Annotated in this window: 24 protein-coding genes; 9 read left to right on the top strand and 15 right to left on the bottom strand. The window is 57.7% G+C overall.

Annotation, left to right across the window (positions count from 1 at the left end; all coding sequences use genetic code 11):
• Positions 1-15: 15 nt before the first annotated feature.
• From GFB49_RS05680 to GFB49_RS05670, 3 genes are all read right to left on the bottom strand, one after another.
• Entirely contained in the window at positions 16-1,359 is a 1,344-nt protein-coding gene (locus GFB49_RS05680) for a sigma-54-dependent transcriptional regulator (protein ID WP_153214869.1), read from the bottom strand.
• On the bottom strand, positions 1,356-3,101 hold the full coding sequence (locus GFB49_RS05675; RefSeq protein WP_246149625.1) for a sensor histidine kinase: 1,746 nt from the start codon (positions 3,099-3,101) through the stop codon (positions 1,356-1,358). Before GFB49_RS05675 ends, GFB49_RS05680 begins: the two co-directional genes overlap by 4 nt.
• Before the next feature lie 142 nt (positions 3,102-3,243).
• Positions 3,244-3,819: a GcrA family cell cycle regulator gene (locus tag GFB49_RS05670; RefSeq protein WP_153214868.1), complete on the bottom strand. Its 576-nt coding sequence runs from the start codon at positions 3,817-3,819 to the stop codon at positions 3,244-3,246.
• Between the two features lie 164 nt (positions 3,820-3,983).
• Here GFB49_RS05670 and GFB49_RS05665 point away from each other — a divergent pair, with 164 nt between their 5' ends.
• Positions 3,984-4,796, top strand: a complete 813-nt coding sequence (locus GFB49_RS05665) for an ABC transporter permease (RefSeq protein WP_343032481.1) — start codon at positions 3,984-3,986, stop codon at positions 4,794-4,796.
• Here the strand turns inward: GFB49_RS05665 and GFB49_RS05660 are convergent, their stop codons facing one another.
• Positions 4,797-5,705: a DMT family transporter gene (locus GFB49_RS05660; RefSeq protein WP_153214867.1), complete on the bottom strand. Its 909-nt coding sequence runs from the start codon at positions 5,703-5,705 to the stop codon at positions 4,797-4,799.
• A 52-nt stretch (positions 5,706-5,757) separates the two neighbouring features.
• A complete protein-coding gene (locus GFB49_RS05655) occupies positions 5,758-6,987 on the bottom strand; it encodes an MFS transporter (RefSeq protein WP_153214866.1) in 1,230 nt (409 codons plus the stop codon).
• A gap of 340 nt (positions 6,988-7,327) precedes the next feature.
• Here GFB49_RS05655 and GFB49_RS05650 point away from each other — a divergent pair, with 340 nt between their 5' ends.
• Together GFB49_RS05650 and argF are read left to right on the top strand one after the other, a co-directional pair.
• Complete coding sequence (locus GFB49_RS05650) at positions 7,328-8,503, top strand: aspartate aminotransferase family protein (RefSeq protein WP_153214865.1); 1,176 nt, start codon at positions 7,328-7,330, stop codon at positions 8,501-8,503.
• Positions 8,504-8,579: 76 nt separating this feature from the next.
• On the top strand, positions 8,580-9,506 hold the full coding sequence (gene argF / locus GFB49_RS05645; RefSeq protein WP_153214864.1) for an ornithine carbamoyltransferase: 927 nt from the start codon (positions 8,580-8,582) through the stop codon (positions 9,504-9,506).
• Between the two features lie 54 nt (positions 9,507-9,560).
• On the opposite strand, the gene GFB49_RS05640 is transcribed toward argF, so the two are convergent.
• The 3 genes from GFB49_RS05640 to hrpB form a co-directional block, all read right to left on the bottom strand.
• Positions 9,561-11,036 (bottom strand): inorganic phosphate transporter, encoded by a 1,476-nt coding sequence (locus tag GFB49_RS05640; RefSeq protein WP_153214863.1) that lies wholly within the window; start codon positions 11,034-11,036, stop codon positions 9,561-9,563.
• A gap of 22 nt (positions 11,037-11,058) precedes the next feature.
• Positions 11,059-11,535 carry an NUDIX hydrolase gene (locus GFB49_RS05635; protein ID WP_153214862.1) on the bottom strand — a complete coding sequence of 159 codons (477 nt, stop codon included), beginning with the start codon at positions 11,533-11,535 and terminating at the stop codon, positions 11,059-11,061.
• 197 nt (positions 11,536-11,732) lie between these two features.
• Complete coding sequence (gene hrpB / locus GFB49_RS05630) at positions 11,733-14,189, bottom strand: ATP-dependent helicase HrpB (protein WP_153214861.1); 2,457 nt, start codon at positions 14,187-14,189, stop codon at positions 11,733-11,735.
• 168 nt (positions 14,190-14,357) lie between these two features.
• Here hrpB and meaB point away from each other — a divergent pair, with 168 nt between their 5' ends.
• The 5 genes from meaB (at position 14,358) to GFB49_RS05605 (ending at position 17,716) form a co-directional block, all read left to right on the top strand.
• On the top strand, positions 14,358-15,338 hold the full coding sequence (gene meaB / locus GFB49_RS05625) for a methylmalonyl Co-A mutase-associated GTPase MeaB (RefSeq protein ID WP_153214860.1): 981 nt from the start codon (positions 14,358-14,360) through the stop codon (positions 15,336-15,338).
• A gap of 360 nt (positions 15,339-15,698) precedes the next feature.
• Positions 15,699-15,989: a 50S ribosomal protein L28 gene (gene rpmB, locus GFB49_RS05620; RefSeq protein WP_153214859.1), complete on the top strand. Its 291-nt coding sequence runs from the start codon at positions 15,699-15,701 to the stop codon at positions 15,987-15,989.
• Positions 15,990-16,100: 111 nt separating this feature from the next.
• Positions 16,101-16,445, top strand: coding sequence for a hypothetical protein (locus tag GFB49_RS05615; protein ID WP_153214858.1), 345 nt, complete (start codon positions 16,101-16,103; stop codon positions 16,443-16,445).
• A 50-nt stretch (positions 16,446-16,495) separates the two neighbouring features.
• Entirely contained in the window at positions 16,496-17,011 is a 516-nt protein-coding gene (locus tag GFB49_RS05610) for a copper chaperone PCu(A)C (RefSeq protein ID WP_153214857.1), read from the top strand.
• A 258-nt stretch (positions 17,012-17,269) separates the two neighbouring features.
• The gene (locus GFB49_RS05605; RefSeq protein ID WP_343032494.1) at positions 17,270-17,716 is read left to right on the top strand and encodes a low molecular weight protein-tyrosine-phosphatase; all 447 of its coding nucleotides are present in this window, start codon (positions 17,270-17,272) and stop codon (positions 17,714-17,716) included.
• On the opposite strand, the gene GFB49_RS05600 is transcribed toward GFB49_RS05605, so the two are convergent.
• The 3 genes from GFB49_RS05600 to GFB49_RS05590 all read right to left on the bottom strand — a co-directional run bounded on the left by GFB49_RS05600 (position 17,713) and on the right by GFB49_RS05590 (position 20,945).
• Positions 17,713-18,678 carry a LysR family transcriptional regulator gene (locus tag GFB49_RS05600; protein WP_153214853.1) on the bottom strand — a complete coding sequence of 322 codons (966 nt, stop codon included), beginning with the start codon at positions 18,676-18,678 and terminating at the stop codon, positions 17,713-17,715. The two genes, GFB49_RS05605 and GFB49_RS05600, sit on opposite strands and share 4 nt — an antisense overlap.
• A gap of 372 nt (positions 18,679-19,050) precedes the next feature.
• Positions 19,051-19,362 carry a hypothetical protein gene (locus GFB49_RS05595; RefSeq protein WP_194269273.1) on the bottom strand — a complete coding sequence of 104 codons (312 nt, stop codon included), beginning with the start codon at positions 19,360-19,362 and terminating at the stop codon, positions 19,051-19,053.
• A 233-nt stretch (positions 19,363-19,595) separates the two neighbouring features.
• On the bottom strand, positions 19,596-20,945 hold the full coding sequence (locus GFB49_RS05590; RefSeq protein WP_153214851.1) for a hypothetical protein: 1,350 nt from the start codon (positions 20,943-20,945) through the stop codon (positions 19,596-19,598).
• A gap of 97 nt (positions 20,946-21,042) precedes the next feature.
• Here GFB49_RS05590 and lepA point away from each other — a divergent pair, with 97 nt between their 5' ends.
• Complete coding sequence (gene lepA, locus GFB49_RS05585) at positions 21,043-22,857, top strand: translation elongation factor 4 (protein ID WP_153214849.1); 1,815 nt, start codon at positions 21,043-21,045, stop codon at positions 22,855-22,857.
• A 49-nt stretch (positions 22,858-22,906) separates the two neighbouring features.
• On the opposite strand, the gene GFB49_RS05580 is transcribed toward lepA, so the two are convergent.
• The 4 genes from GFB49_RS05580 to GFB49_RS05565 all read right to left on the bottom strand — a co-directional run bounded on the left by GFB49_RS05580 (position 22,907) and on the right by GFB49_RS05565 (position 24,958).
• Positions 22,907-23,377 carry a HEPN domain-containing protein gene (locus GFB49_RS05580; protein WP_153214848.1) on the bottom strand — a complete coding sequence of 157 codons (471 nt, stop codon included), beginning with the start codon at positions 23,375-23,377 and terminating at the stop codon, positions 22,907-22,909.
• Positions 23,358-24,425 (bottom strand): DUF262 domain-containing protein, encoded by a 1,068-nt coding sequence (locus GFB49_RS05575; protein WP_194269272.1) that lies wholly within the window; start codon positions 24,423-24,425, stop codon positions 23,358-23,360. The genes GFB49_RS05580 and GFB49_RS05575 overlap by 20 nt, the downstream gene beginning before the upstream one ends.
• 122 nt (positions 24,426-24,547) lie before the next feature.
• Positions 24,548-24,688, bottom strand: coding sequence for a hypothetical protein (locus tag GFB49_RS05570; RefSeq protein WP_153214844.1), 141 nt, complete (start codon positions 24,686-24,688; stop codon positions 24,548-24,550).
• Positions 24,689-24,820: 132 nt separating this feature from the next.
• Entirely contained in the window at positions 24,821-24,958 is a 138-nt protein-coding gene (locus tag GFB49_RS05565; RefSeq protein ID WP_153214842.1) for an entericidin A/B family lipoprotein, read from the bottom strand.
• Positions 24,959-25,120 lie beyond the last annotated feature (162 nt).

Below are 25,120 nucleotides of genomic sequence, written 5' to 3'. Positions count from 1 at the left end.
ATCGTCAAAAACTGTCTACAAAAGCGCATCCTTGTCGAGGGCGAGTTTGACGATTTTTTCATTCAAGGTCCGTCGCCCGATGCCTAGGGCCGCGGCGGTTTCATCCATGCGGCCCGCGTGGTCACGGATGGCTTTGGCGATCAATTCGCGTTCAAATGTCGCGACCGCTTCGCGCAGGGTCACGGGCACATTTTCCAACGACAGATCCGCGCGGATAGCTTCGGTCATGGTGCCGTTGCCGCGCCGCGCGGCCAGACAGCGGCGTTCGCAGACATGGCGTAGCTCCCGCACATTGCCGGGCCAGTCATGGGCCAAAAGTGCGGCCAGATCTAGTTGGCTGAGGTCCGGGGCGGAGATATCATAAACACGGGCCGCTTGGTCCAGGAAATGTCGGGCCAGCAGGGCCAGATCGTCCTGACGCTGGCGCAAAGGAGGCAGGTTCAGCACCACCGTGTTCAGGCGATAAAACAAGTCGGACCGCAGACGCCCGTCCCGTACCGCTTGATCGGCGTCCTCATTGGTAGAGGAGAGGATGCGGAACGTCACACCAATTGGGGCAGGTGCGCCGATAGGTAGGATCTCTTTGTTTTCGATCACCCGCAAAAGCTTTGCTTGCACGGGCAGGGGGCAGGCGCAGATCTCATCCAGGAACAACGTTCCACCTGCGGCGGCCAGCAAGCGCCCGTCGCGCGCACCCCAGGTGCCAAACATATCGGTTTCAAACGTCTCTGCGGACAAGCCCGCGCAGTTCAGCGCCAGAAACGGCGCATCGGGTGCCGGGCCCAGATCATGCAGCGCGCGGGCCGCTAGATCCTTGCCGGTACCGGTTTCACCGTTCAACAGAACAGCGGCGTCAATATCGGCGAACGCCAGAATATCCTGACGCAGCGCCTGAACCTCGGCTGATTGCCCCAGCACAATGCGGTCCAGCCCCGACAGTTGATACAGCCGTTCGGTCAGGCGGGCATTGCTTTGGCGCATCCGGGCCCGTTCGGCGGCGTTTTGCAGGACGGTCAGCAGTCGCCGCGGCTCATAGGGTTTTTCCAAAAAGCTATAGGCACCATCCTGCACCGCTTGGACGGCCATCGGAATATCGCCATGGGCCGAAATCAGAACCAGCGGCGGCGCGCTGTCCATGCCCACCAGCTGCGCCAGCAGGTCAAGGCCGGACATCCCCGGCATCCGCACATCCGACAGGATCACGTCGGGTGTGGTATCCGACAGGTAATCCTGAACAAAAGCGGCGCGCCCCAGCGTATCCACCCGCCAGCCTGCGGCCTCAAGCAGGGTCACCAAGGACTGGCGCATCAGCTTGTCGTCATCCACCACCAGAACGTGGAAGGGGGTCTGTTCGCTCATGTAACCTCGCTTTGGTCCGGAGTGGGAAAGCTGAGACAGAACACTGCGCCGCGTCGGCGTTCTCCGTTGCGTGCCTCAAGCGTGCCCCCATGTTCTTTGACAATTTGCGCTGAAATCGCAAGACCCAACCCCATGCCACGCCCGCTCTCGCGGGTGGTCACAAAGGGTTCCTGCAGATCCGCCAAGGTCGCAGCGCCCAGACCATGCCCGTTGTCGCGGATTTCCAAGGCAATGGTTTCCGCTGTTCGGGTCAGCGTCAGTTCGACCTTGGGTGCGTCTTCTCCTTCGACGGCGTCCAGCGCGTTGCGCAAGAGGTTGGTCAGCACTTGCTCCACCCGCAACCGGCTGCCACGGATCATGGCGGGGTCTGGCGGAACATTTGCCACGATCTCGGCTGCGATCTCTGCGCGATTGGGCTCCACCAGGTCAAGGACCGCGTTCAAGGCGGCTCCAAGGTCAACGGGTTCGAACTCTGCTTCGCCGGAGCGGGCAAAGAATTTGAGTTGCCGGGTAATGCCTTCCATCCGGGCCACAAGCGAAGAGATATTGCCTACCAGCGGTTCAGAGTTTGTGTTCAGCATTTGAGCGGCGGCCAGGTGGTTGCGCATAGCGGCAATGGGTTGGCCCAATTCATGGGTGACAGAGGCCGCAACCTGTCCCAGTGCTGCCAGGCGACTGGTGCGCTCCAGCTCGCTTTGCGTGCGGCGCAGCTGTTGTTCCGCCTCGCGGCGCACGGTGATCTCTTGGGCCAGGCGGGCGTTAGCGGTGCGCAGCTTGTTCTCTTCACTTTCTGATCGAAACAGCGCCGCCCGGATCCGCCGGTTGCGCCGCAACAACAAAACGCCAACGCCCGCACCCAGAAAAACCAAAGCAACCGAGGTCACCAGACCTGCACGTGCAAGCGCCCGATCATCGGTTGCAAAATAATGGAGCTGCCAGCCATGAACGTTCGTTTCGCCAGTCAAGTGCAAGTACTTTGCGCCTGCAATAGTAACACGTTGTGTCTGACCCGGCTGCCAGTCCAGTGGCGTTAGCGGTTGACCGGGGAACTGGCGCACAGCCTCAATCTGGCGACGTATGTCTGCGGGCAGGGGGGACAACGTCTGATATTGCCAGGCCGGGTTGGAGGCCAGCAAAACGACGCCTGCCTGGTCGGCCAACAGAACGTTCTCACCCGAGGCCCGCCAGTTCTGCGCCAGGGTGCTCAGGTCAATTTTGATCGCAATCACCCCTTGGACGGACCCGTCCTCGCGCCGTACTGGATCGGCGATAAAATACCCAGGTGCGCCGGTCGTAGCCCCGATCGCATAAAACCGTCCTTGCTGCCCGTTTAAGGCATCTTGGAAATAGGGGCGAAACCCATAGTTCTGCTCTACAAAACTGTGCGCCGTGGCATAGTTTGAGGCGGCGATGGTGCGCCCATCGGGTTGCATCAGATAGATCGCATCCAATCCGGCGCGCCGGGCAAAATCCGCCAAACGAATGTTCAGCGTCGCTGTGGCGGATTGAGACAAGGCGGCGGTCACAAAACTGTCCTGTGCCAGAACATGTGTCAGATGCGAAAACCGTTCCAGCTCGGCCTCAACCGTTGAGCGATACAGCGACAGGCGCCCTTCGGCGCGGGCCAGCTCTTCGGTCCGGAAATACTCATGCGCAAGCCGAAACAGCGCCAGCGCAAAGACAAGCGCATAGCCCAGATAAACCAGAAGGCGCAGACGTTTGTAGAGGGTTGAGCGGGGCAAGACGGCAGAATATCCGTGCAGTTCGTTGTGTTGGGTTCAGATCAAGGTGACGCATATCCCCCGAGAGAGGCAACCAAAAACCAAAATAAAACCCCGCAGCCGGTGTCGGCAACGGGGTGTCAATCTTTACAAAGGGTCCGGCTTACCGTTTCCGGTCGCGGCGCGTGCTCATCGGCTGGAACGCAACGCCGACATGAGCCTCGCAATAGGGTTTGCCCTGCTGGACCGGCAGACCGCAGAACCAGAAATCATCGGTCGCAGGATCGCCAACCGGCCATTTGCAGGTGCGTTCGGTCAGTTCCATCAGCGTCAGCTTCTTGGCCTTCTTCTCGATCTCATTGACCTTGGCCAGCGCTTCGGGGCTGATCTCATTTGCAGAAGGCTGCGGCGGCAAAGGCTGGCCTGCCGGAATGATCTGCTTGCGCGCAGGCACCGGCGGTTTGGCTTCTGCGGTGGTGGCAGGTTCCGGTGTCACGGGGCGGGCTGGTTCGGTCTTTGGCTGCGGCTTGGGCTTGGGCGCGGCCTTGGCTGCTGGTTTTTCCTTGGCCTCGCCACCGCTCTTGGCGCCAGTGGTGCGGTTGGACAGTCCCAGACGGTGGACCTTGCCAATCACAGCATTGCGGGTCACGCCCCCCAGTTCTTTGGCGATCTGGCTGGCCGACTGACCCTCGCCCCACATTTTTTTGAGCAGTTCGACGCGCTCGTCTGTCCAGGACATATTTTGCCTTTCAAAGCTAATAGCGGCCCCAGAAAGCTGTGGCCGCCATCGAATTCCTTATCAGTGGTCTATTCTAATCACTGTCGTCAGAGTTACAAGCTGTCTTGCACTGGCACGCACATCAGCTATGCAACGGGAACACAGCTTCTTTTAGGGGATATAAAGTGGCACAATCAGAATACACCGTCGGATTGGGAGAGCGCCGTTTCGGCCGCGTGAACTGGCTGGGTCTGCAGACGCTGGCCATGCGAGAAATCAAGCGGTTCTTGGTGGTCTGGACCCAGACCCTGATGGCCCCTTTGGTGACGGCAGGCCTGTTTCTGATGATTTTCAACCTCGCCATCGGACCCAACCGGGGTGACGTTATGGGGGTTCCGTTTCTGCAGTTTCTGGCCCCCGGCATTCTGACCATGACTGTGATTCAAAACGCTTTTGCCAATACGTCTTCGTCCATTGTGATCTCAAAAGTGCAGGGCAATATCGTTGACACGTTGATGCCGCCCTTGTCGGGATTTGAGGTGCTGGTCGGCTATCTTTCGGGGGCTGTTGCCCGTGGGCTGTTTGTTGCGCTTGGCATTTCGCTGGGGCTGTTTCTAGTTCTGGGCGTGGTGCCCGCCCATCCGTTGGTCGCTTTGGTCTTTGTCATCCTTGGCGCGCTTTTCCTGGGCGGGCTTGGCATCGTGGCGGGCGTCTTTGCCGAAAAGTTCGACCAGATGGCAGCGATCACCAATTTCATTGTGACACCGCTCGCCTTTTTATCCGGCACATTTTACTCAGTCGACGCACTGCCGCCGGTCCTGCGCGCGCTCAGCCACATCAACCCCGTGTTCTATCTCATTGACGGGGTGCGATTCGGTGTGATCGGCGCCTCTGACAGCGCGCCGCTCTTGGGGTTTGTGGTCTGCAGCCTGTCTGCCCTTGGTGTCTGTATGCTCGGATGGGTGATGCTGCGGTCCGGCTATCGGTTGAAACCCTGATCAGGCGGTTTTAACCTTGGCCTTGGCCCGGTTGCGTTGCACTGCTTCGCGCCAGGCCAAGACCGCCGCGCCGCTCAGGATCACACAGGCACCGATCACGCTGATCCAATCCGGGATCTGACCATAAAAGAGAAAGTCATAAAGCGTGGCAAACACCAGCGTCGCATAGGCAAAGGGCGCTACAAATGACGCATCCGCCCGCGCCATCCCATTGATAAAGAAGCTTTGCGCACAGGCCATCATGGTGCCAAGCGCGATCAAAGCCCCCCATTGGGCCAGTGTCGGCATCTGCCATACCGGGATCACCGCCAGTGAGGCAATGACCAATCCCAGCGCGTTATTGATCCACAAGATCTGCAGCGGCCCTTCGCGTTTGGAGAGCTTCTTCATAAAAATCAGCTCCATTCCCATCACTGTCGCTGCGCCAACGGCCAGCAATGCAGCGGGTTGAAAGCTCGCGGGCGTCGGGCGCAACAGGATCATTGCCCCAACCAGAGCGATTCCCGCCGCAGCCCACCGCCACGGCCCCACACTTTCCCGCAACAATGGAATGGCCAGCAACATGGCAAATACCGGGTTCAGGAATGTGATGGCGGTGGCATCCGACAGCGGAATAAAGGCGACGGATGCAAACATCAGCGTCACGCCGCCCCACCCAAACAGGGTCCGCCCAATGTGCAGGGGCATATGCGGCTTCACAAACCGGGGGCGCAGTACGCCGATTGCACTTGTGATCACCACAAAGGCAAAGACAAAGCGCCCGTGGCTAATCTGAAAAGCATGCAAGGGCGGGCCCAGAGTCTCGGTGCCCAGCAGTTTGGCCATCAATGTGGTGCCTGCAATAAACACAGTTGCAGACAGGATGCAGACCGCGGCCAAAGGTGGGTTCTGATTTGGGACATGTGACATGACAGTGCGATGCGCTCTTTGACAGGGTTTGGCAAGGCAATGCTGTGTGCCGTCACAATTTCAGTCGCGTCACGCCATAGACCCAGACAAGGGCCATGCCAGCGCCGCTGACCAGATAGGGCAGGCGCAAGGCCATCTCACGCCCGAGATGCGGCTCGACCCAGGATGCCAAGGCGCCGGCCAGAACCGCGCCAACGGGCAGCATGCCCCAGCCGAAAAAGCGATAGAGCGCATTCACCCGTCCCAGCAGGTGATCGGGAATGTGACGCTGGCGATAGGGGACTGTGACCACATTCCACAACAGCCCAGCAAACAGTCCGATAAACAGCGCCGGTGCCACCACCCAGATCACAGGCAACAGACCGATCAAGGCAAATCCAAAAGCCATCAGCGGCAAGGCCAGCAACAAGGCCCGCCGCCCACCGACCTTGGCGACAATCCAAGGGCAGACCAGCCCACCGACCACACCGCCTGCGGCCTCAAACGCCACCAACAGTCCGTATTGCACCGCATTCAGCCCCAACAGCTCTTGTCCCAACAATGGCAGCATCGTCAGCGCCATGATGCTCATGGCATTCATCACCCCGAGCATGATGGCCAGCTGCAGGATCTCCCGGTGTGCCATCATCCAGCGGATCCCAGCGCGGGCCTCAGTGAGCCAGGGCGCGCGGGCCGGGGCTTCGCGCGCGGGCAACCGTACGCAAAATATCAGCGCCGCTGCCAAACCAAATGTCACCGCATCCAGCGCAAACGGGGCAGGCACCGCCAGTGCGATCAACACACCAGCCAAGGGCGGGCCGACAAAGCTGCCCATGACCTGCTCAATGCTCCACATCTGCCCATTGGCCTGTTCCAGCCGGTCCTGGGGCACAATCGACGGCAATACGGTCTGGGCTGCGTTATCCCGCAAAACTTCGGCACTGCCCAGGACAAAGGCAAAGCCTGCAAGCCCCAGAATAAACGGCAGCGGATTGGCCAGCGGAAAAGCCGGCGCGGCGGCGATCATCGCGATCACCCCCAGGGTCAACAGCAGCCGCAGCAGATCTGCCCGCACCATCAATTGGCGCCGGTCCACCCGATCGGTCCAGACGCCGGCGGGAATGGAGAACAACAACCACGGCAGCCGGGTCGCCGCCGCAACCAGAGAGATCAGCAACGGGTCGCGCGTCACCAAGGTCGCAAGCCAGGGAAAGGCCAGTGCCGAAACCCCGTCGCCCAGGTTGGAAATCGCTGAGGCTGAAAACAAAAACCGAAAATTCACAAGTCGCCAAAGATCTGTCATGCTCGCATGACACGGCCAGATGACGCAGAATGTCAACTCTGGCGGGCAGAGATCGGCAAGATGAGCGCCCTGTGAGACTGCACATTTCGACGGTGCATGCCGACTATAGGGGTTCACAAACCAAGTTTCGTCCGTTATGGACCCATCTCATGATCAAACCTGCACATAACGCGTCTCTCCGACGCCGACGCTAAGTCGCTGTAACTGGGCCTATGCCCCGTTTGATCCCTTGTGCCCAATTCCTCCTAATATTTGTGCACATCCCGCTTTCAAACCAATTGACCCAATGGCCCAGCTGTTGCACAGATTTGGCCTCTTCTTTCTGACAAAGGATGATCCGATGATCCCGTCCGTTCTGCCGACCTATTCCCGCGCTCCCTTGAACTTCGTCAAAGGCGAAGGCTCCTGGCTGGTGGAAGCAGATGGTCGACGTTTTCTGGATCTGGGTGCGGGCATTGCGGTCAATGCGCTGGGCCATGCCCATCCCAAACTGGTGGACGCCATCACCACCCAGGCGCAGAACCTTTGGCATGTCTCCAACCTTTATGAGATCCCACAGCAACAGGCGCTGGCGGATATTCTGGTGGACAATACATTTGCGGATACCGTGTTCTTCACCAATTCCGGCACGGAATCCTGCGAGCTGGCCGTGAAAATGGCGCGCAAATACTTCTTTGATCAGGGAGAGCCCGAACGGGTGGAGATCATCACGTTTGATGGGTCTTTCCATGGCCGCTCCTCTGCCGGGATCGCAGCCGCCGGATCCGAAAAAATGACCAAGGGCTTCGGCCCTCTGTTGCCGGGATTTGTACATCTCACCTTCGGAGATCTGGATGGTGTCACCAATGCGATCACCGACAAAACCGCTGCCATTCTGATCGAACCGGTCCAGGGCGAAGGGGGGATCCGCGTGGTCCCGGATGCCGACCTGAAAGCGCTGCGCGACATCTGTGACAGCGCAGGCATCCTTTTGATCCTGGACGAGGTGCAATGCGGTGTGGGGCGGACCGGTAAGCTGTTTGCCCATGAATGGGCCGGGATCACACCGGATATTATGATGGTCGCCAAGGGCATCGGGGGCGGCTTTCCCCTTGGCGCTGTTTTGGCCACGGAACGCGCGGCCTCTGGCATGACGGCGGGCACCCATGGCTCCACCTATGGCGGCAACCCGCTGGGCTGCGCGGTGGGCTGCGCGGTTCTGAACGAGGTGGCCCAGCCCAGGTTTCTGGCGGAGGTCAGCCGCAAATCAAGCCTCATGCGGCAAAAGCTCGAAGGTCTTGTGGCCGCGCATCCCGACGTCTTTGAAGAGGTACGCGGCGCGGGCCTGATGCTGGGCCTGAAATGTGTGGCCCCTAATGTCGACGTGGTGAACGCAGGCTATGCGGCTCAGGTCATCACAGTGCCCGCCGCCGACAATGTGATCCGTCTGTTGCCCGCGTTGAACCTCACCGATGACGACATCAACGAGGCCTTCACCCGCTTGGATACGGCAGCAACCCAGGTCGAGACCGCCTGATTTCATCTTTTCCCAAATACTTCGGGGGTGTGGGGGCTGGCCCCCACATCTGCCCATCCCAGAAAACGAGACCGATATGAACCATTTCCTTGATATCCATAAAACCGAGGCCGACGCATTGCGGGGCATCATCGATCAGGCCAGTGCCATGAAACAGGCACGTCTCGGTCGCCCCAAGGGCATGCCGGATGATGAACAACCTCTGGCTGGCCATATGGTTGCGCTGATCTTTGAAAAACCTTCTACCCGGACCCGCGTGTCCTTTGACGTGGGCGTGCGTCAGATGGGTGGGCAGACGATGGTGCTGTCTGGCAATGACATGCAGCTGGGCCACGGCGAAACCATCGCCGACACAGCCCGTGTGCTCAGCCGTTATGTGGATCTGATCATGATCCGAACCTTTGATGAAAGCGTGCTGCTGGAAATGGCGGATTATGCGGATGTGCCGGTCATCAACGGTCTGACCGATCGCACCCACCCCTGTCAGATCATGGCCGATATTCTTACCTACGAGGAGCACAGGGGCCCGATCAAAGGCAAAAAGGTCGTCTGGACCGGTGACGGCAACAATGTTTGCGCCTCCTTCCTGCATGCGGCCGGTCAGTTCGGATTTGATGTGACCTTCACCGGCCCCGAACAGCTTGATCCCGAGGATGAGTTTGTGGGCCTTGCGCGCAAAGCGGGCGCAACTGTCACCATCGAACGGGATCCGGTCAAAGCGGTTGCGGGCGCGGATCTTGTTGTTGCGGACACTTGGGTGTCGATGCATGACAGCCAGTCGTCAAAAGAACGTCGCCACAATATGCTGCGTCCCTATCAGGTCAATGACGCGCTGATGGCGCATGCAAAACCGGACGCTTTGTTCATGCATTGCCTGCCTGCACACCGCGAGGAAGAGGTAACCTCTGCCGTGATGGATGGGCCGCAATCAGTGATCTTTGATGAGGCGGAAAACCGTCTGCACGCGCAAAAAGCGGTTATGCGGTATTGTCTGGGTGTGTGATCCCAACCGATCTGAACGAGGGCCGCTCTGACAGGAGCGGTCTTTTTTGTGATTTCAGACAAACAGTAGTTGCATCAGGCCAAAAACCAAAGCTGAAACCAGCGCCGCTGCGGGCAGGGTAAAGACCCAGGCCGCAACAATGGTCATAAAATGACTGCGCCGCACCAGCTTACGTCTGCGGCCTTCTTCGATAGCCAGGGACTTGGACACCGCTCCGCTCTGTTTCATCCGCCTGCGGGCCATGTACCACTCGCGAAAGAAACCCACGCCAAAGACACCGCCCACCGCCACATGGGTGGAGGACACTGGCAGGCCAAAGCTTGAAGCCAGGATCACGGTTATGGCAGCCGAAAGCGACACCGCAAAGGCGCGCATCGGGTTCAGTTTGGTGATCTGATCGCCAACCATCAGGATCAATTTGGGCCCAAAGAAAAACAGACCAAAGGAAATCCCAAGCGCACCGATCACCATGACCCAGCGTGGCACCTCCACGGCGGCCTCTGCGCTGCCGGTTTGGGTGGCCTGAACAATCGCAGCCAAGGGGCCGACTGCATTGGCCACGTCATTGGCCCCGTGGGCAAAGGACAGCAGCGTTGCCGAGACAATCAATGGCAGGGAAAACAGCGCCTTCAGATCCCGGTTTCTGTTCTCCATCTTGCGCGCTTGGCGGCGGATCAGCGGGGCGACAACCACATAAGTCAACGCACCGATACAGAGCCCAGCCAAAGCAGCGTTCACATCTGTGGATGTAAACAGCCGGTCCACCCCTTTGATATTCAGGTAGCTGGTAAAGCTACCAGCCATAACAGCCACCAATACCGGAACCCAGCGGCGGGCGGCTTTGATCTTATCCTTACGGTAGGTGATCTGGGTTTTGATAAACGCCAGGATCAGCGCAGCCGTTACAGCCCCCATCAACGGAGAGATCACCCAGTTGGCGACAATGATTGCAACCAGCGGCCAGTTTACTGCGCCAAAGCCAACTGCGGCCACCCCAGCGCCCAGAACACCGCCGACAACGGAATGGGTGGTGGACACCGGAGCGCCAATCCAAGTGGCAAAGTTCACCCAGATCGCCGCAGCCATCAGCGCAGCCAGCATCGCCTGGATCAAACTGGTCACATCCGTGATCGCACCGACGTCCAGAATCTCAAACGAGATGGTATGGACGACTTCGCGCCCCGCCAGCAAAGCACCGCTGCTTTCGGCGATGGCCGCAATCAGGATCGCAGCGCCCATCGGCAAAGCGCGCGCGCCAACAGCAGGGCCCATATTGTTGGACACATCATTGGCCCCGATATTTAGCGCCATATAGGCGCCCAAGACCGTTGCCACAATCACAAGGGTCAGATTGTCAAAGGCTCCGATTGCACCCGCTGCAATAAGCCCTGCAATCACCAGAAAGCCACCGGCTGCGACCTTGGCCAAAAGTCCCCGCGCCAAAAAACCGGTCGCAAGTTCAACTTGCGAGATCCGGCTCAGATCTTTGTCGAGGGTGCTCCACCCTTTGGCGCGGCGTGAGTCTGGCATAACGCCCTTTTGTAATGAGGGCTTAAAGGCTGCGCAATAACGCTTGCAGCTCAGGTTCTTGCACAAGCTCGGCTGCGGCCTTGGGGGACATCCACTGACGCGTTCGTTGGTGCGCTTCGGGGTAGGCTTTCGCAAGCTTGTCCACAGTTGCGGCATAAATCAATGTGGTCACGGGTTCTTCGGTCCCGTTATCGCGCCGTTTTGAATAGCTGTAGCTGCCAATCGGTGTGTCTTTGATCCGTGCTTCCTGGACACCGGCCTCTTCCCAGGCCTCTTGCAACGCGGCCTCTGCGCAGGTCTTTCCGTTCATCGGCCACCCTTTGGGAATGATCCAACGTCCCGTGTCCCGGCTGGTGATCATCAGGACCTCGCGTGCCGTATCTGCACCGCGTAAACACAGTGCAGCGACCTGCAGCCGCGACGGCCGCCGGAACAGCGGTTGGATGTACTCTTCCCAAATCTTGGAGAGCCGTGCGTTCGTTACGGGGCGCGGGGGCATAAGTAAACGTATTGTTAGCGTCCTTGCGAAATTTGCGAGAACATAACGATTGTTCGACGAGTTTCAAGATGTGCTATTGTGAATCATTCGCACCTCAAGTCCAAGAGCCTGCTTTTTGCGCGGAATGTTGACTTTGGGATACGTCTTTTGCGGTCAGTGTTGTAATGTGCGCATCTTTGTTTTCTGAAGGTATCAAGTCATTTTCGCCGGTTTGCACGCAGGGTTGGATCCGCTTGGGTTGGGTCTTCGGGCCAGGGGTGTTTGGGGTATTGGGCCCGCATGTCCTTGCGGACATCCTCATAAGACCCGGCCCAGAACCCTGGTAAATCTCGGGTGATCTGAATGGGGCGCTGTGCGGGCGACAGCAACGTGACCTTCAACGGCTCTCCAGCAACTGTTGGGTGGCGGGTCACACCAAACATCTCTTGCAGGCGCACATTGATGGCCGGGATGTCGCCGCTGTAGTCAATCGGGATCCTGCGTCCCAGCGGGGTGTGAAAACTGCCCGGTGCCTCACGGTCCAGCACCTGTGTCTGCTCCCAGCTGAGCGCGGCCTGAAGAGCGGGTAGAAGGTCGAACCGTTTCCAGTCTTCGCTGCTGCGCTCATTCCCCAGCATTGGCAACAGCCAGTCGTCCAAATGCGCCATCAGGCCGGAGGTAGAGAAATCTGGCAGATCATGCCCTTCTGACCGTACCAGTTCCACGCGGGCCACAAGCCGGGCCGCAGCAGATGAGAATTTCAGGCCCAGATCTCGAACCCCATCCAACATGGCCCGCGCAATTGCGTCCTGAGGGGCGTTCTTCCAGATCTGATCCTCCAACACGATGGCGCCAAATCGTTCCTGTTTTCGGGCCACAACCCGCCGATCCCGTTTTGACCATTCGCATGAGTCGACCCAAGCGATCTGTTCCTTGAACAATGCGCGGATCTCACTGGCGGTGATCTGTGCAGCCATACGAATGCGGGCCTCGCGTGGGTTGCCGTCGGTATCAATGGCCACAACAAAGGGCGCATTGGCCAGACCATCAGACGCGTCCAAAACCGCGCCCTTGCCGCCGGACAGGACAAAGCGTGGGATATCCCCTTTGCGCCGTTGTCCAACTCGGTCGGGATAGGCCAAGGCAGCCATGGCGGCAGGTGACAGATCCGCCGACACATTAGATGCCTGTTTGCGCAGCCGCTTGGCTTCGGCAATGATACGATCCACGGCCTGACGGTTGATCTGATAGGGGCGTTTGGCGGCAAAGCCTTTGGGATCTTTCAGCAGCTGCAGGCGCAAGGAGAGATCCGGAGGCGCGCCGCGCAACGGGTCCGTTTCGGCGCAAAGCGCACATAACGGCGCGGCGGCAGACCCTGCGTTTAGGAGCAGATGTCCAAGACGGGGGTGCAGCGGGAGTTTCGCCAAAGCCTTGCCATGATCCGTGATCCGCCCGTTGCCATCCAGCGCGCCCAGCATGTGCAGCAGGGACTGTGCTTCGGCCAGGGTGCCGGAAGGGGGGGCGGTCAGAAAAGCCAGATCTGAGGGCTGCGCCCCCCACAGGGCCAGCTCCAATGCCAAAGGTGCAAGATCAGCCGCTTCAATCTCGGCCGGGGGAAACCCCATCAGCGCGCCTTCTTCGCCCTTGGTCCACAGGCGATAGCACAGACCTTCGGCAACACGCCCGGCGCGGCCTTGGCGCTGGGTGGCTTCGGCGCGGGTCACCCGTTCGGTCACAAGCCGCGACATGCCAGAGCCCGGATCAAACCGGGCCCGCCGCGCCTGGCCCATATCCACCACAACCCGAACGTCCTGAATGGTAAGCGAGGTTTCAGCAATCGCGGTTGCCAAAACCACTTTGCGCCCTTGCGAGGCGGGTTGGATCGCCGCCTGCTGCTCGGCAAAGGGGAGCGCGCCAAAGAGCGGGCGGATCACGCAGGTCTGAGGCAGACGTTCTGACAGCGCCCGCGCCGCGCGGCGGATTTCGCCTTCGCCGGGAAGAAAGGCCAGAATCGCGCCACCGGTGGAACGGGTTTCTTTTTCGGCCCGCACCAGTAAATCGACCAATGCATCCACCCGGCGCGCCTTGGCGGGCAGCGGCTTGTCGAGCCAGCGCGTTTCAACCGCAAAACTGCGCCCTTCGGATGTAACCATCGGCGCGTCCATCAGCTGGGCCACAGGCTCCGCATCAAGGGTCGCCGACATTGCCAGTAGGATCAGATCCTCCCGCAGGGCGCCGGCCACCTCAAGACAAAGCGCCAAGCCAAAATCCGTATTGAGGGAGCGTTCATGGAATTCGTCAAAAATTACCGCACCAATGCCGGGCAGATCAGGATCTGTTTGCAGCATTCGGGTCAGAATACCCTCGGTCACCACTTCGATCCGGGTAGATTTTGAGGTTTTGGCTGCCCCTCGCATCCGATAGCCAACGGTTTCGCCCACAGGCTCCCCCAAAGTGTCCGCCATCCGTTCCGCCGCAGCCCTGGCCGCCAGCCGCCGCGGTTCCAACATCAAAATGCGCCCATCACACAGGCCCGCATCCAACATGGCCAAGGGCACACGCGTGGTTTTACCGGCACCCGGCGGCGCTTGCAGGACAGCGCGTCCTTTGGATTTCAATGCCGCGATCAATTCGGGCAGGGCGTCTTCGATGGGGAGGCGGTGAAATGCTGTCATTTTGCCTTATTGCCACAGACGGTCAAAAGGTCCAGTGACATCCCACGCCGTTGCGTGGAAACCAAGCGACCAAATGTCCGGCCTGCGCCTTTTGACCAAGCGAGGCTGGACATTGGGCCTCGGCTCCGGTTGAACTCAGCCGGGCAAGCAGGGTGGAGAGTGGAAAACATGGCTGAGGATATCGCGACGCTGGGTGACGGGATCTTAAACGGGGAACGGCGCGCCTTGGCACGTGCAATAACCCTCGTTGAAAGCGGACGCTCAGACCACCGCGCGGCTGCGGAAAAATTGTTGCAACATGTGCAGCCCGCCAAACGTCAGGCTTTGCGAATTGGTCTGTCGGGCACGCCGGGTGTTGGCAAGTCCACATTTATCGAGACCTTTGGCATGATGCTGATTGCGAAGGGGCTGCGGGTGGCCGTTTTGGCCGTGGACCCAAGCTCGACCCGATCGGGTGGCTCGATCCTGGGGGACAAGACCCGCATGGAACGGCTCAGCCGCGAACGCGCGGCCTTTATCCGCCCATCCCCCAGCCAGAACCATTTGGGCGGCGTGGCGCGCCGGACCCGCGAAGCCGTGTCTTTATGTGAGGCGGCCGGGTTCGACGTCGTCCTGATTGAAACCGTTGGGGTCGGACAGTCGGAAACGGTTGTGTCTGAACTCTGTGATCTCTTTTTACTGCTACTGGCTCCGGCGGGCGGCGATGAATTGCAGGGGGTCAAACGCGGCATCATGGAGATGGCGGATATGATCCTGGTCAACAAGGCCGACGGCGACCTGAAATCCGCAGCCACCCGCACCTGCGCAGACTATGCAGGCGCGCTCCGGCTTCTGCGTAAACGTCCGCAAGACCCCGAGGGCTACCCCTGTGCTCGGACCGTTTCCGCGCTGGAATGCGAAGGACTCCAAGCCGCCTGGGAAGACATGCAACAACTCATCAGCTGGCGTAAGGACAATGGACATTGGGATGAACGCCGCGCGCGCCAAGCGGCATATTGGTTTGACCAAGAAGTCCGAAACGCGCTTCTGGCGCGTCTTGCGGCCCCACAAGCGCGGGCGCGCATGGCTCAGATCGCGGAAACCGTGGCACAAGGGCAAAGCTCGCCGACAGCGGCTGCGCGCGCCTTCCTGGCTGAACTGCCAGGTTGACGGGCGCTCTGGGGTGCAGAGGTGGCGGGTTTCATCTTTTCCCAAATACTCCCGCCGGAGGCAGCCCCCGTCCGGGGGCTTTTCCTCTCAAAACCCCTCATCGACCGACCAAAATGCGGTTTCCAAAGCTGTGACAGGACGCATCCAAACCGTTTCCAAGCCTTGGTCTTAGAATTCTGATAATCTCTGGCATAAAACCGTGCCTAATGGCTTGACGCTGTCAGCGATTCCCCCTAAACGCATCCAACCAGTTTTCGGGCGCAGCCAATGGCCGCGCCCCTTGTGATTTGGCACTTGATTCGATGCAATGGCGATTTGGCCCGCTTCGGTTTTTGTGCCCCAGAAACGAAGGATGAACCCATGTCGCGCCGTTGCGAACTGACCGGAAAAGGCCCGATGACTGGCAACAATGTCAGCCACGCCAACAACAAAACCAAACGTCGTTTTCTGCCCAACTTGAACGACGTGACTCTGCAGTCCGAAGTTCTGGGCCGCGGCGTCAAACTGCGTATCTCTGCAGCTGCTCTGCGCTCTGTTGACCACCGTGGTGGTCTGGACGCGTTCCTGGCAAAAGCCAAAGACGACGAGCTGTCTGACAACGCACTGAAAGTTAAAAAAGAAATTGCAAAAGCACAGGCTGCCCAAGCCTAAGCCGCTTTTGCGACTTCAAACAGTTTTAGACGCCGCGCAGAGCAAATCTGTCGCGGCGTTTTTCATGTCTTGCGGCTTGTGCCGCGCCTATTGAAGCGGCATAGAAGGTCCATGCGGCGTCTGTTTCATATTGGTTCGACCTTCATTCTGGTCTGTGCGCTCCTGTGCCAAGGGCAAAGCGCTGCTGCCCGCGTTACAATGACGGATGCGGCCGGGCAGATTGTGATCTGCACCGGCGTTGGTCCAATGACCATCTACATCGATGCAAATGGCAACCAAACCGAGGGGCCGGAAACCTGTCCCGATTGCCTCGGGTTTTCCTTTGCTGCCCTGCCAGAGCGGGCGTTTGAGACACCAGCGCCCCACCGATTTCGTGAATACACCACGGTTTTGCACAAAGCCCTGGTCCCAGATGTCCTAGCTGACACGCCGCGCGCCCGCGCGCCTCCGGTCTAAAACCTCGTTTCCCTTGAAAAAGAACTAGACCTAAAGAATTGAGGACTAAGATGTCTGTAAAATCACTTGCCTTGACCGCCGGGCTATTGGCGGCACTGATCACACCGGCCTGGGCTGAAACCACAAAATCCATTACGATCGAAGATGCCTATGCGCGTGTCTCATCTCCAAACGCAAAAGTGGGGGCCATTTTCTTTGAAATCGAAAATACCCGCGATGTGGCAGACCGATTGATCGATGCAAAGTCAGAGGTGGCCGCACGCGTTGAGCTGCACACCCACAAAGAGGCCGAGGGCGGGGTCATGCAGATGCTGCATGTTCCCGAAGGTTTTGTCATTCCTGCCGAGGGCCATCACCACCTCAAGCGCGGCGGCGACCATGTGATGTTGATGGGGCTTCACCAGGGGCTAAAGGACGGTGATCTTGTTCCGTTGACGCTTGTTTTTGAGAACGCAGGCGAAATCACATTGGATGTCGCCGTGGACCTGAACCGAGCTCCGGAAGCCGGGGCGCATGGAAGCCATAGCCACAGCGCGGATGACCACAAAGGCCACAAACACGATTAACGCCTTTGGCGTGGTGGGGGCGCGCGGCATCAGGCGCAACGCGCCCTCTTTCGCGCCCGGCCACCCCATAGGGTGGCCCCGCATACTGCGCTGTGACCTTGTGAGGCATTGGCATTTTGCGAAATGCACTTGCGGATTTCATCTTTTCAAAAATACTTTGGGGGTGAATTCCCCCAAAGGGGGAAGAGGGGGCAAAGCCCCCTTTTTTACGTCGAAGCCAACACATGAGTTTCCAGTCAAGGAGAGGGCGGTGCCGTGATAGCAAACAGGATTTTATTCGTCTGCTTGGGAAACATCTGTCGCTCCCCGGCGGCAGAAGCTGTGCTGCGGAAGCAAAACCCGCATCTTGAGATCGACAGTGCCGGGACGTCACGCTGGCATACGGGTGAGCCACCCTATGCCCCCATGCAGACAGCCGCGCGCCAACGTGGGGTTGATCTTTCTTCCTTACGGGCTCGGCAGTTTGGAGTGAATGACTTCACGGCCTTCGACCTGATCCTTGTGATGGATGCGCAAAATCGCAAGGATGTTGAAGCGCTGCGTCCTGCGGGCAACACCACTCCTGTGCGCCTCTTTACAGAATTCGCAACAGCATCGCCGCATGACCATGTTCCGGACCCCTATTACACCCGCGATTTTGACGGCTGTTTGGACTTGATCGAAGATGCTGCGGCAGACTTGTCGGCCGCTGTCGCAGAGATTTAATCGTTGATCACCCGAAACTCACCTGTCAGCCAGGGCAACCGGTTGAGCGCGGGGTCAATCATCTGGCTTTGGACCAAGCGCCTGACGGTGGTGGCGACATCCCGGGGAACCTGATCTGCCCAATCCGAAGCGGCAAACAAAGAGATTTGACGCGCGGCCTCACCAAAGGGCAACGGAAACGCCTCCAGTTGGTCATGAAACCGCACCGCGCGCATAAAGCCAAGCGGTGTGGTCACCGCCCAACCGATGCGTCGCGCCACCATCGCCATCAAAGCAAGATGTGACCCAATTTCGAAACGTTCTTCGAAATCCAGTTTATGAGATTGCATGTGGGCTTCAATCTGCTGCGAGATCAATTGCTCCCGCGCGTAACGCAGAAAAGGCAGTTTTCCCAGTCGATCCAGATCTGTCTCAGTGGACTCCAGGAACCCTCGCGGCGCAACCAGAATAAAAGGGTCATGCACCAGCGGGTACTCCTCGATACCAGACTGAGCTTCTCCCGTTGAAGCGCCAATTGCGATGTGAAGCTGACGCGTTTCCATTGCCTTGCTGATCTCAAGACTTGAGGCCGTCACCATTTTGAACCGGCACTTCGTCATACTGTCGGCCAGAATTGTGGCCAGTCGTGGTGTCAGATCATTGTCAAAATCATCGATAAGACCGATGGACAAGGTTTGAAGATGGGTGAGATCCATCACCGACATCTCACTCTGTGCCAGTCGCAGTTCAGCCAAAACCAATTCGGTGCGGCTCAGGAAATTTCGCCCCGATGCGGTCAGAACCATTGGGCGTCGACCGTGATCCACCAGATCTCCACCCAGTGCTTTTTCAAGGTTACGGAGCTGCTGGCTGACGGCTGGTTGGCTCAGCCCTGTGAGCTCAGCAGTCTGTGCCACTGATCCGGTTTTGGCAAGCGCCTCAAAGACCTCCAGCCCGCGTAACGTAACGCCTTTTAACAACATACCTGTGCTCCAAATCAAATTGGTGACGTATTAATCTGTAACTAACCTAAAGAAAAAGGTGCGGGTTTCCTGTCTTTTCCCCATAAAAACTGATGAGAAAGCGTAAAACTACTTGGGGTTAGGGTAAATCCACATGATCATTGGACAATGGGACCTCTCCGACTAGCTTTCAAAAAAACAAAAGCTGATCGTGCAGAATAGTTTATGCTGCAACTGCACAATGAACCTGTTTTTGTAAAACGTAAACCTAAAGGTCATCGGAGGAGAAAGTAGGAGGGTAACTTCGTTCCCAAAATGCAACTGTAGCAGCGCGGCAATTTGATTTTTGCCGTCGTGTGCCGCTTTTTTAGGTAAAGAAAGAACCGTGACGGATTAGCTGCATACCTGCGCAGCGGTTTCACCAAAGGCTTTGTAACGTTTCCACAAACGGTTGTCAGAGACCCGGTCGGATTGGCGGGTTTCCTGGGCCTGGTCAGGGTCACTGAACCATTTGGCAACGGTGCGTTGCTCGGTGCGGCTCAGCTTGGCGTCCGCGACGCGGCCAATGCAGTTACACAAGGATCGGCTGGCCACCCGGTCTGATTGTCGGCAGGCGCGTTCGATATCTGCACTTGCCGGGCTTAATGGGGTAAAAAATGCCGCTCCAATCGCCATCGCGCCAACAATCAGCAAGATACGTGTCATGTGTCCAACCTTTTCTTCGCACTTTTTGCACCGTTTCATTTGCAGAAATTTTCAGCAAATCAGGTGATGCCGTGCGTTTTGTCCCATCGTTTCCAGCCACTATGTTTGTGGCGCAGGATAGGTACAATAAAAGGATGACAAATTGCGCCCGTGCGCAGGTTTTTGCCGATGTGGTTCACACGCGCAGCCCATGGTTGCCAAGTACGGTCCGCGGACGGCGCGTGATGTCTCCGTCAGGCTGCGATTTTTGCGTTGTTCCAGACTTGGGTGAACCCCTCGTAGCGCTCGACCAAGGCTTCATCCGGCCCTGCAAGGATCAGGAGGCCACCAACGAGATTGCCCAACACATCGGCTTTGGCCAAAAACGGCGCCACAACAGCGCGGTCCTGTGGGGTGCATGTTTTGGCGCTGACTTTGCTGACGGTACTTTCAAGAACGTCGAAAGCGATGTTGAATTTGGCGACCTCGGATTTCAGCGTGTTCTTTTCGCCATCCTGTACCGACGCGGCTGGTAACGCGCGCAATTGACCTGCGATCTGTGTCAGGCTTTGGGGCAGGTCCCGCATTGCAACCTGAATGCCGACGTGGCCGTTTGGCGCGGCTCCACCCGCGGACCCCAGTGCCGCGGCGGCCCCTTCCAGAACAGCCGTTGCCAAAACGCGATTGTTTAACAGGTGGTCGACAGACTTGGGCATCGCGGCCTGCATTTTGGCTGCAGCCTCGGCGCGGGCTTTGGCTGCGGCGGCCTCAGCTTCGGCCTTGGCTGCGTTGGCTTCTGCTTCAGCTGCGGCGCGGGCAGCTTGGGCAGCTGCAATTTCTGCACGCAGACGCTCAATTTCAACTGCAACGGCCTGCGCCCCTTGGCGCCAGATCGAATCATCAATCAATGCAACCGCGTTTTGGAATTCCCAATCCACAGGCCGACCCGCCATGAAGCCCTGATACCACTCCACCCAATACGCCCAAATGGCGTCATTGCGGGCGGCTTTGACAAAGCCTTCCCAGAATTCAAGCATGGGCAGGGGGGCTTTGCCGGTTGACCACAGCCGCGCGGACAACAAATCATCCTCCAGCGCGATTTCCGCATCTTTGAGCATAGTGGCCTCAGAGTTGAACGGGTTCAGGCCGGCCGACAATGTGGATGAACGCGCGGTGTCTGATGCCAATTGCAGAGCTTGTGATGCCGCATCGGCAACAGAGGCGCGTGATTTGCTAAGTACTGTTTCGGCTGCAGACATGCCCGCAAGGGTCGCAGTGCGGTCTGTCACAGAAGGGTACATGCGGGGCGCAGAGCGGATCGCGGCATTTGCCGCCTCTTTTAGAACGTCATCCGGCGTGTCCCCGGACCGCGCAGCAACGCAAGTCATCAATGTGGCACGCAGACAGGCCACCAGCGAGGCGCCTGCGTTGACATTGCCTGCTGTGCGCTCCACCTGGTTCATAACGGCAGGCAGGCTGCGCAGGGCTGCGCGCGCGGCAATCGCGCGGCTCAACCCAGCTGGCTGTGATGCAAGCCAGGCATAAAGCTCCCGCTCGTTGGTAACATCGTCCATCGTGACCTGCGTCGCCGCCTCTACCGCCATTGTTCCCGCTACTCCTGCGTCTTCCGATTCAAAATTCCTGTCACATGTTCACACACGCGCTTGACCAAATCGTAAATCCAAACCATATCCCCAAGCCATGACAGAGCTCTCGAAAATCCGAAACTTCTCCATCGTCGCCCATATTGACCATGGCAAATCCACCCTCGCCGACCGCCTCATCCAAGAGACGGGCACGGTGGAGGACCGCGATATGAAGGACCAACTGCTCGACAGTATGGACATCGAACGTGAACGCGGGATTACCATCAAAGCAAATACAGTTCGAATTGAGTATAAAGCGGATGATGGTGAGGTTTACGTCCTGAACCTGATCGACACCCCCGGCCACGTCGACTTTGCCTATGAGGTCTCCCGCTCCATGCGTGCGGTCGAAGGCTCGCTTTTGGTGGTTGACAGCACCCAAGGGGTCGAGGCGCAGACGCTGGCCAATGTCTATCAGGCGATCGAGGCGGATCATGAGATCGTGCCGGTACTGAACAAGATCGACCTGCCCGCGTCAGACTGTGACCGCGTGGCGGAACAGATCGAAGATGTGATCGGCATTGACGCGACCGAGGCCATTCAGGTCTCGGCCAAAACCGGGCAGGGGATCCGCGACACGCTCGAGAGTATCGTGCAGAAACTGCCCGCGCCCGAGGGCAATCTGGACGCGCCGCTGAAAGCCATGCTGGTCGACAGCTGGTATGATGCATACCTTGGCGTCATCGTTCTGGTCCGCATCATGGATGGCACGTTGAAAAAAGGCATGCGCGTGAAGTTCATGTCCAACAACACCCTGCACCATGTGGACCGCGTGGGCGTGTTCCGCCCGGAAATGCAGATGGTGGACAGCCTTGGCCCCGGCGAAATCGGCTTCCTCACCGCCTCGATCAAACAGGTGCGCGACACCCGCGTTGGCGACACCATCACCAATGACCGCCACGGCACCGAAGTGGCGCTGGACGGCTTTAAACCCGCGCAGCCCGTGGTCTTCTGTGGCCTCTTCCCGGTGGATTCGGCCGAATTTGAAGACCTGCGCGACGCCATTGACAAGCTGGCCCTGAACGACGCCTCTTTCTCGTTCGAGATGGAGACTTCTGCCGCGCTGGGCTTTGGTTTCCGCTGTGGTTTCCTCGGCCTCTTGCACCTCGAGGTGATCCGCGACCGGATCGAACGTGAATATAATATCGAACTGATCACCACCGCGCCCAGCGTGATCTATCACGTCTATATGAAGGGCAAGGACGGCGAGCCCGGCGAGATGATCGAGCTGCACAATCCCGCCGATATGCCCGACATGTCCAAGGTCGACCATATGGAAGAGCCGCGGATCAAGGCGACCATCATGGTGCCGGACGAATATCTGGGCGACGTGCTGAAGCTCTGCCAGGACCGCCGCGGCATTCAGGAAGATCTGACCTATGCGGGCACCCGCGCCATGGCCGTCTATGACTTGCCCCTGAACGAAGTGGTGTTTGACTTCTATGATCGTCTGAAATCGGTGACCAAGGGCTATGCCTCCTTTGACTACCAGATGACCGGCTATCGTGAGGATAACCTGGTGAAAATGTCAGTGCTGGTGAACGACGAGCCGGTGGATGCGCTGTCAACCATGGTCCACCGCGACCGGGCCGAGATGCGCGGCCGCGCCATGTGTGAAAAGCTCAAGGATCTGATCCCGCGCCACATGTTCAAAATCCCGATCCAGGCGGCCATCGGCGGCAAGGTCATCGCCCGCGAAACCCTGAGCGCCCTGCGCAAAGACGTGACCGCCAAATGCTACGGCGGCGACGCCACCCGGAAACGGAAGCTTCTGGACAAGCAGAAAGCGGGTAAGAAGAAGATGCGCCAGTTCGGCAAGGTGGATATTCCGCAGGAGGCGTTTATCAGCGCTTTGAAAATGGATGATTAAAAAAACCGCCTTCGGGCGGCTTTTTTTATGATTGTTCTGATTTTGGGGCTTATTGTTTGATGGACTGCTCTAGCGCTTCTAAAAGTTTTTCTGCGGCGATAATCCCATTTTTTGCTGTTAGAAGCGTTTCATTCCGGGGTTCTCCATGCGCTAGGTCGTGGCGACATTTCAGAAGATTGTAATAAAATGTTTCGTGCTGAGCATCGATAGTGTTGTTGAATTGAGCTTTGCACTGATCACCGAACTGTTTTGCCAGATTGGCGATATCTGACTTGGAGATTCGACCTTGTTTCTTGCCCCAAGTTTCGGCAATGAAGTTGGATACCTTTTCATCGTTTATTTCTTGGAACCGATTGGTCAGAATGGTTTCAACGGTTCTTTCGACCTCGGCATAAGCAACGGCAGCAAGATAACCGCTAACAACTGCTTCCAACAATGCCCGGTCTCCAGGGGCCTGAGAGGCCGATCTGTCGATCAGTTCTTCAACAAGTGCTGCGGTACTACGTGTTTTTGTGAGCATCTTTCTGGCCTAAAATCTCAATCGCTTTCTCAATTCTGCTACGAACAACCAAGCGGTCGCTAGTGTTGGCGCTCGTCGCAGCAATGAAATCCGCATTGGCAAAAAGTCCCTGAAGGTTTTCTGCTGTCGGCGTCGCAGGCGTTGAGATCAAAGCCGTGAGAACAGAATCCAGTGCTCCGTAGTTTAGTTTTCCTCTTAGGTGAAATGGTCTTTCCCCTAAGGTTTCAACGATTCTGTCGCACGCACGTTTGAATTCAAAAATGGTGTTTTCTAAGTTATGGGCAGACCTATTCTCTGCTACGAAATCATTTAGAAAACCTTTCATAGGTTTTTCATAAGAATTCCATTTTATAGAGAATGCAAGAACTCGTAAAAGAAGCTCAACATCACGAAACCGTTTGTCAGGGTCGGGTTTACCTAGGCAAGCCCGCCAGCTTGGGTGCGTATTAATTTCATCAAGTACTTCGATCAGGTCTCCATGATGAACACAGCGCCGAACTTCCATAGGATTCAAATTCATACCGCCTGTGTTTAGGCGTTCAAAAATCATATAAATACTTCGATCATCTTGCGGGTCCAACTGTTGAATGATTGTCGCCCGCATAACCGATTGTTGCAGCTTAAACTGTTCGTCCTCTGTCAACTCGTCGAAAGCTTTGTTGTTCCATTTAGGTGATACGCCCTTCAAGCGAAATTTCTTATCTCCGATTAGACCGTTCAAGAAGGCAACTACGGATGTTATTCTCTGGTGCCCATCGATGACTTGGTATGTGGCACCCGACCTCGGCTTAAAGAGAAATACACCTGGAACAGGTAAGCCGATCAAAAAGGACTCTATGAGCTTCGAAGCCTTGACTTGATCCCAGACGAACTTTCTTTGAAAGGAAGGTACTAGCAATAGGCCATCTTTGTGCTGCTGGGCGTATCCCTGAAGTGTGGTGTCTGCAGGGTAGTTAAGAATCTCGAATTCCAGAGCTGGGCTCTCTTCGCTGTCGTAGGGTTCTTCCGTGGCCTCTACGTCCCATTCTGTCGATAAATCTTGTGACAATGCGTCCTCCAATTTACATCCCTTTTAACTTGTTTGCTTGTTGCATCGCTAGCTAAATGGTTGCGGAGGGTGGGCTTTTGTCAATTTCGTGCTGAAAGTTACGTTTCTAGAACTTGATCAGCCTACTGCCCCGCACTCTCTTCTTTCTTCTTCTTGTCCTGATCATAGTGCCACTTGATGGCGAAATACATGCCGACGCCCAGCACAATCAGCTTGAACGGCAGGAAGACGATCGGGAAGAAATTCACCCAGTTTATGTCCATCTTCTCTCTCCTTGATGCGGTCAACAGCGTATGGTCCGCGCGGAGGGGTACGCCAAGGGCGGGGTAGGCTGTAGCCGCCAGATTGACGCAGGGCAGATGTGCCTTTTGCTGGGCGAGAGACAGGAACCAGGATCAGAGCGCCTGCTGCACGTCCGTGGCCGCTTTGCCGATGGCCTGGCCGGCCTTCTCGATATCGCGGCCGGCGCCTTTGGCGGTCTCGCAGGCGGCCAGGGCAAAAAGGGCAAGGATCAAAAGCGTGGCGCGGGTCATCTGGGTCTCCATCTCGCGGCGCGCCTTTTGAAAAGGCGGCGCAGGTCGTTTTCTGTCGGGCCGACATTCCCTGAAACCGCCCCCCTTGGCAAGGTCGCTTGACCCGCTGGGGCGGCACACCGAACCGTGATCCAGATCAAGGCCACGCGGCGCAGGATTTGG

It is taken from the genome of Tritonibacter litoralis, assembly GCF_009496005.1.
Classification (GTDB): domain Bacteria; phylum Pseudomonadota; class Alphaproteobacteria; order Rhodobacterales; family Rhodobacteraceae; genus Epibacterium; species Epibacterium litoralis.
Note: the sequence above shows the minus strand (reverse complement) of the source record. Positions and strands in the feature narration are given on the sequence as shown.

Excerpts from the sequence above, each read along its gene's own strand:
- GFB49_RS05680 (WP_153214869.1), bottom strand. The coding sequence starts at position 1,359 with ATGAGCGAACAGACCCCCTTCCACGTTCTGGTGGTGGATGACGACAAG.
- GFB49_RS05670 (WP_153214868.1), bottom strand. The coding sequence starts at position 3,819 with ATGTCCTGGACAGACGAGCGCGTCGAACTGCTCAAAAAAATGTGGGGC.
- GFB49_RS05660 (WP_153214867.1), bottom strand. The coding sequence starts at position 5,705 with ATGTCACATGTCCCAAATCAGAACCCACCTTTGGCCGCGGTCTGCATC.
- GFB49_RS05655 (WP_153214866.1), bottom strand. The coding sequence starts at position 6,987 with ATGACAGATCTTTGGCGACTTGTGAATTTTCGGTTTTTGTTTTCAGCC.
- GFB49_RS05650 (WP_153214865.1), top strand. The coding sequence starts at position 7,328 with ATGATCCCGTCCGTTCTGCCGACCTATTCCCGCGCTCCCTTGAACTTC.
- argF (WP_153214864.1), top strand. The coding sequence starts at position 8,580 with ATGAACCATTTCCTTGATATCCATAAAACCGAGGCCGACGCATTGCGG.
- GFB49_RS05640 (WP_153214863.1), bottom strand. The coding sequence starts at position 11,036 with ATGCCAGACTCACGCCGCGCCAAAGGGTGGAGCACCCTCGACAAAGAT.
- GFB49_RS05635 (WP_153214862.1), bottom strand. The coding sequence starts at position 11,535 with ATGCCCCCGCGCCCCGTAACGAACGCACGGCTCTCCAAGATTTGGGAA.
- hrpB (WP_153214861.1), bottom strand. The coding sequence starts at position 14,189 with ATGACAGCATTTCACCGCCTCCCCATCGAAGACGCCCTGCCCGAATTG.
- meaB (WP_153214860.1), top strand. The coding sequence starts at position 14,358 with ATGGCTGAGGATATCGCGACGCTGGGTGACGGGATCTTAAACGGGGAA.
- rpmB (WP_153214859.1), top strand. The coding sequence starts at position 15,699 with ATGTCGCGCCGTTGCGAACTGACCGGAAAAGGCCCGATGACTGGCAAC.
- GFB49_RS05615 (WP_153214858.1), top strand. The coding sequence starts at position 16,101 with ATGCGGCGTCTGTTTCATATTGGTTCGACCTTCATTCTGGTCTGTGCG.
- GFB49_RS05610 (WP_153214857.1), top strand. The coding sequence starts at position 16,496 with ATGTCTGTAAAATCACTTGCCTTGACCGCCGGGCTATTGGCGGCACTG.
- GFB49_RS05600 (WP_153214853.1), bottom strand. The coding sequence starts at position 18,678 with ATGTTGTTAAAAGGCGTTACGTTACGCGGGCTGGAGGTCTTTGAGGCG.
- GFB49_RS05595 (WP_194269273.1), bottom strand. The coding sequence starts at position 19,362 with ATGACACGTATCTTGCTGATTGTTGGCGCGATGGCGATTGGAGCGGCA.
- GFB49_RS05590 (WP_153214851.1), bottom strand. The coding sequence starts at position 20,945 with ATGGCGGTAGAGGCGGCGACGCAGGTCACGATGGACGATGTTACCAAC.
- lepA (WP_153214849.1), top strand. The coding sequence starts at position 21,043 with ATGACAGAGCTCTCGAAAATCCGAAACTTCTCCATCGTCGCCCATATT.
- GFB49_RS05580 (WP_153214848.1), bottom strand. The coding sequence starts at position 23,377 with ATGCTCACAAAAACACGTAGTACCGCAGCACTTGTTGAAGAACTGATC.
- GFB49_RS05570 (WP_153214844.1), bottom strand. The coding sequence starts at position 24,688 with ATGGACATAAACTGGGTGAATTTCTTCCCGATCGTCTTCCTGCCGTTC.
- GFB49_RS05565 (WP_153214842.1), bottom strand. The coding sequence starts at position 24,958 with ATGACCCGCGCCACGCTTTTGATCCTTGCCCTTTTTGCCCTGGCCGCC.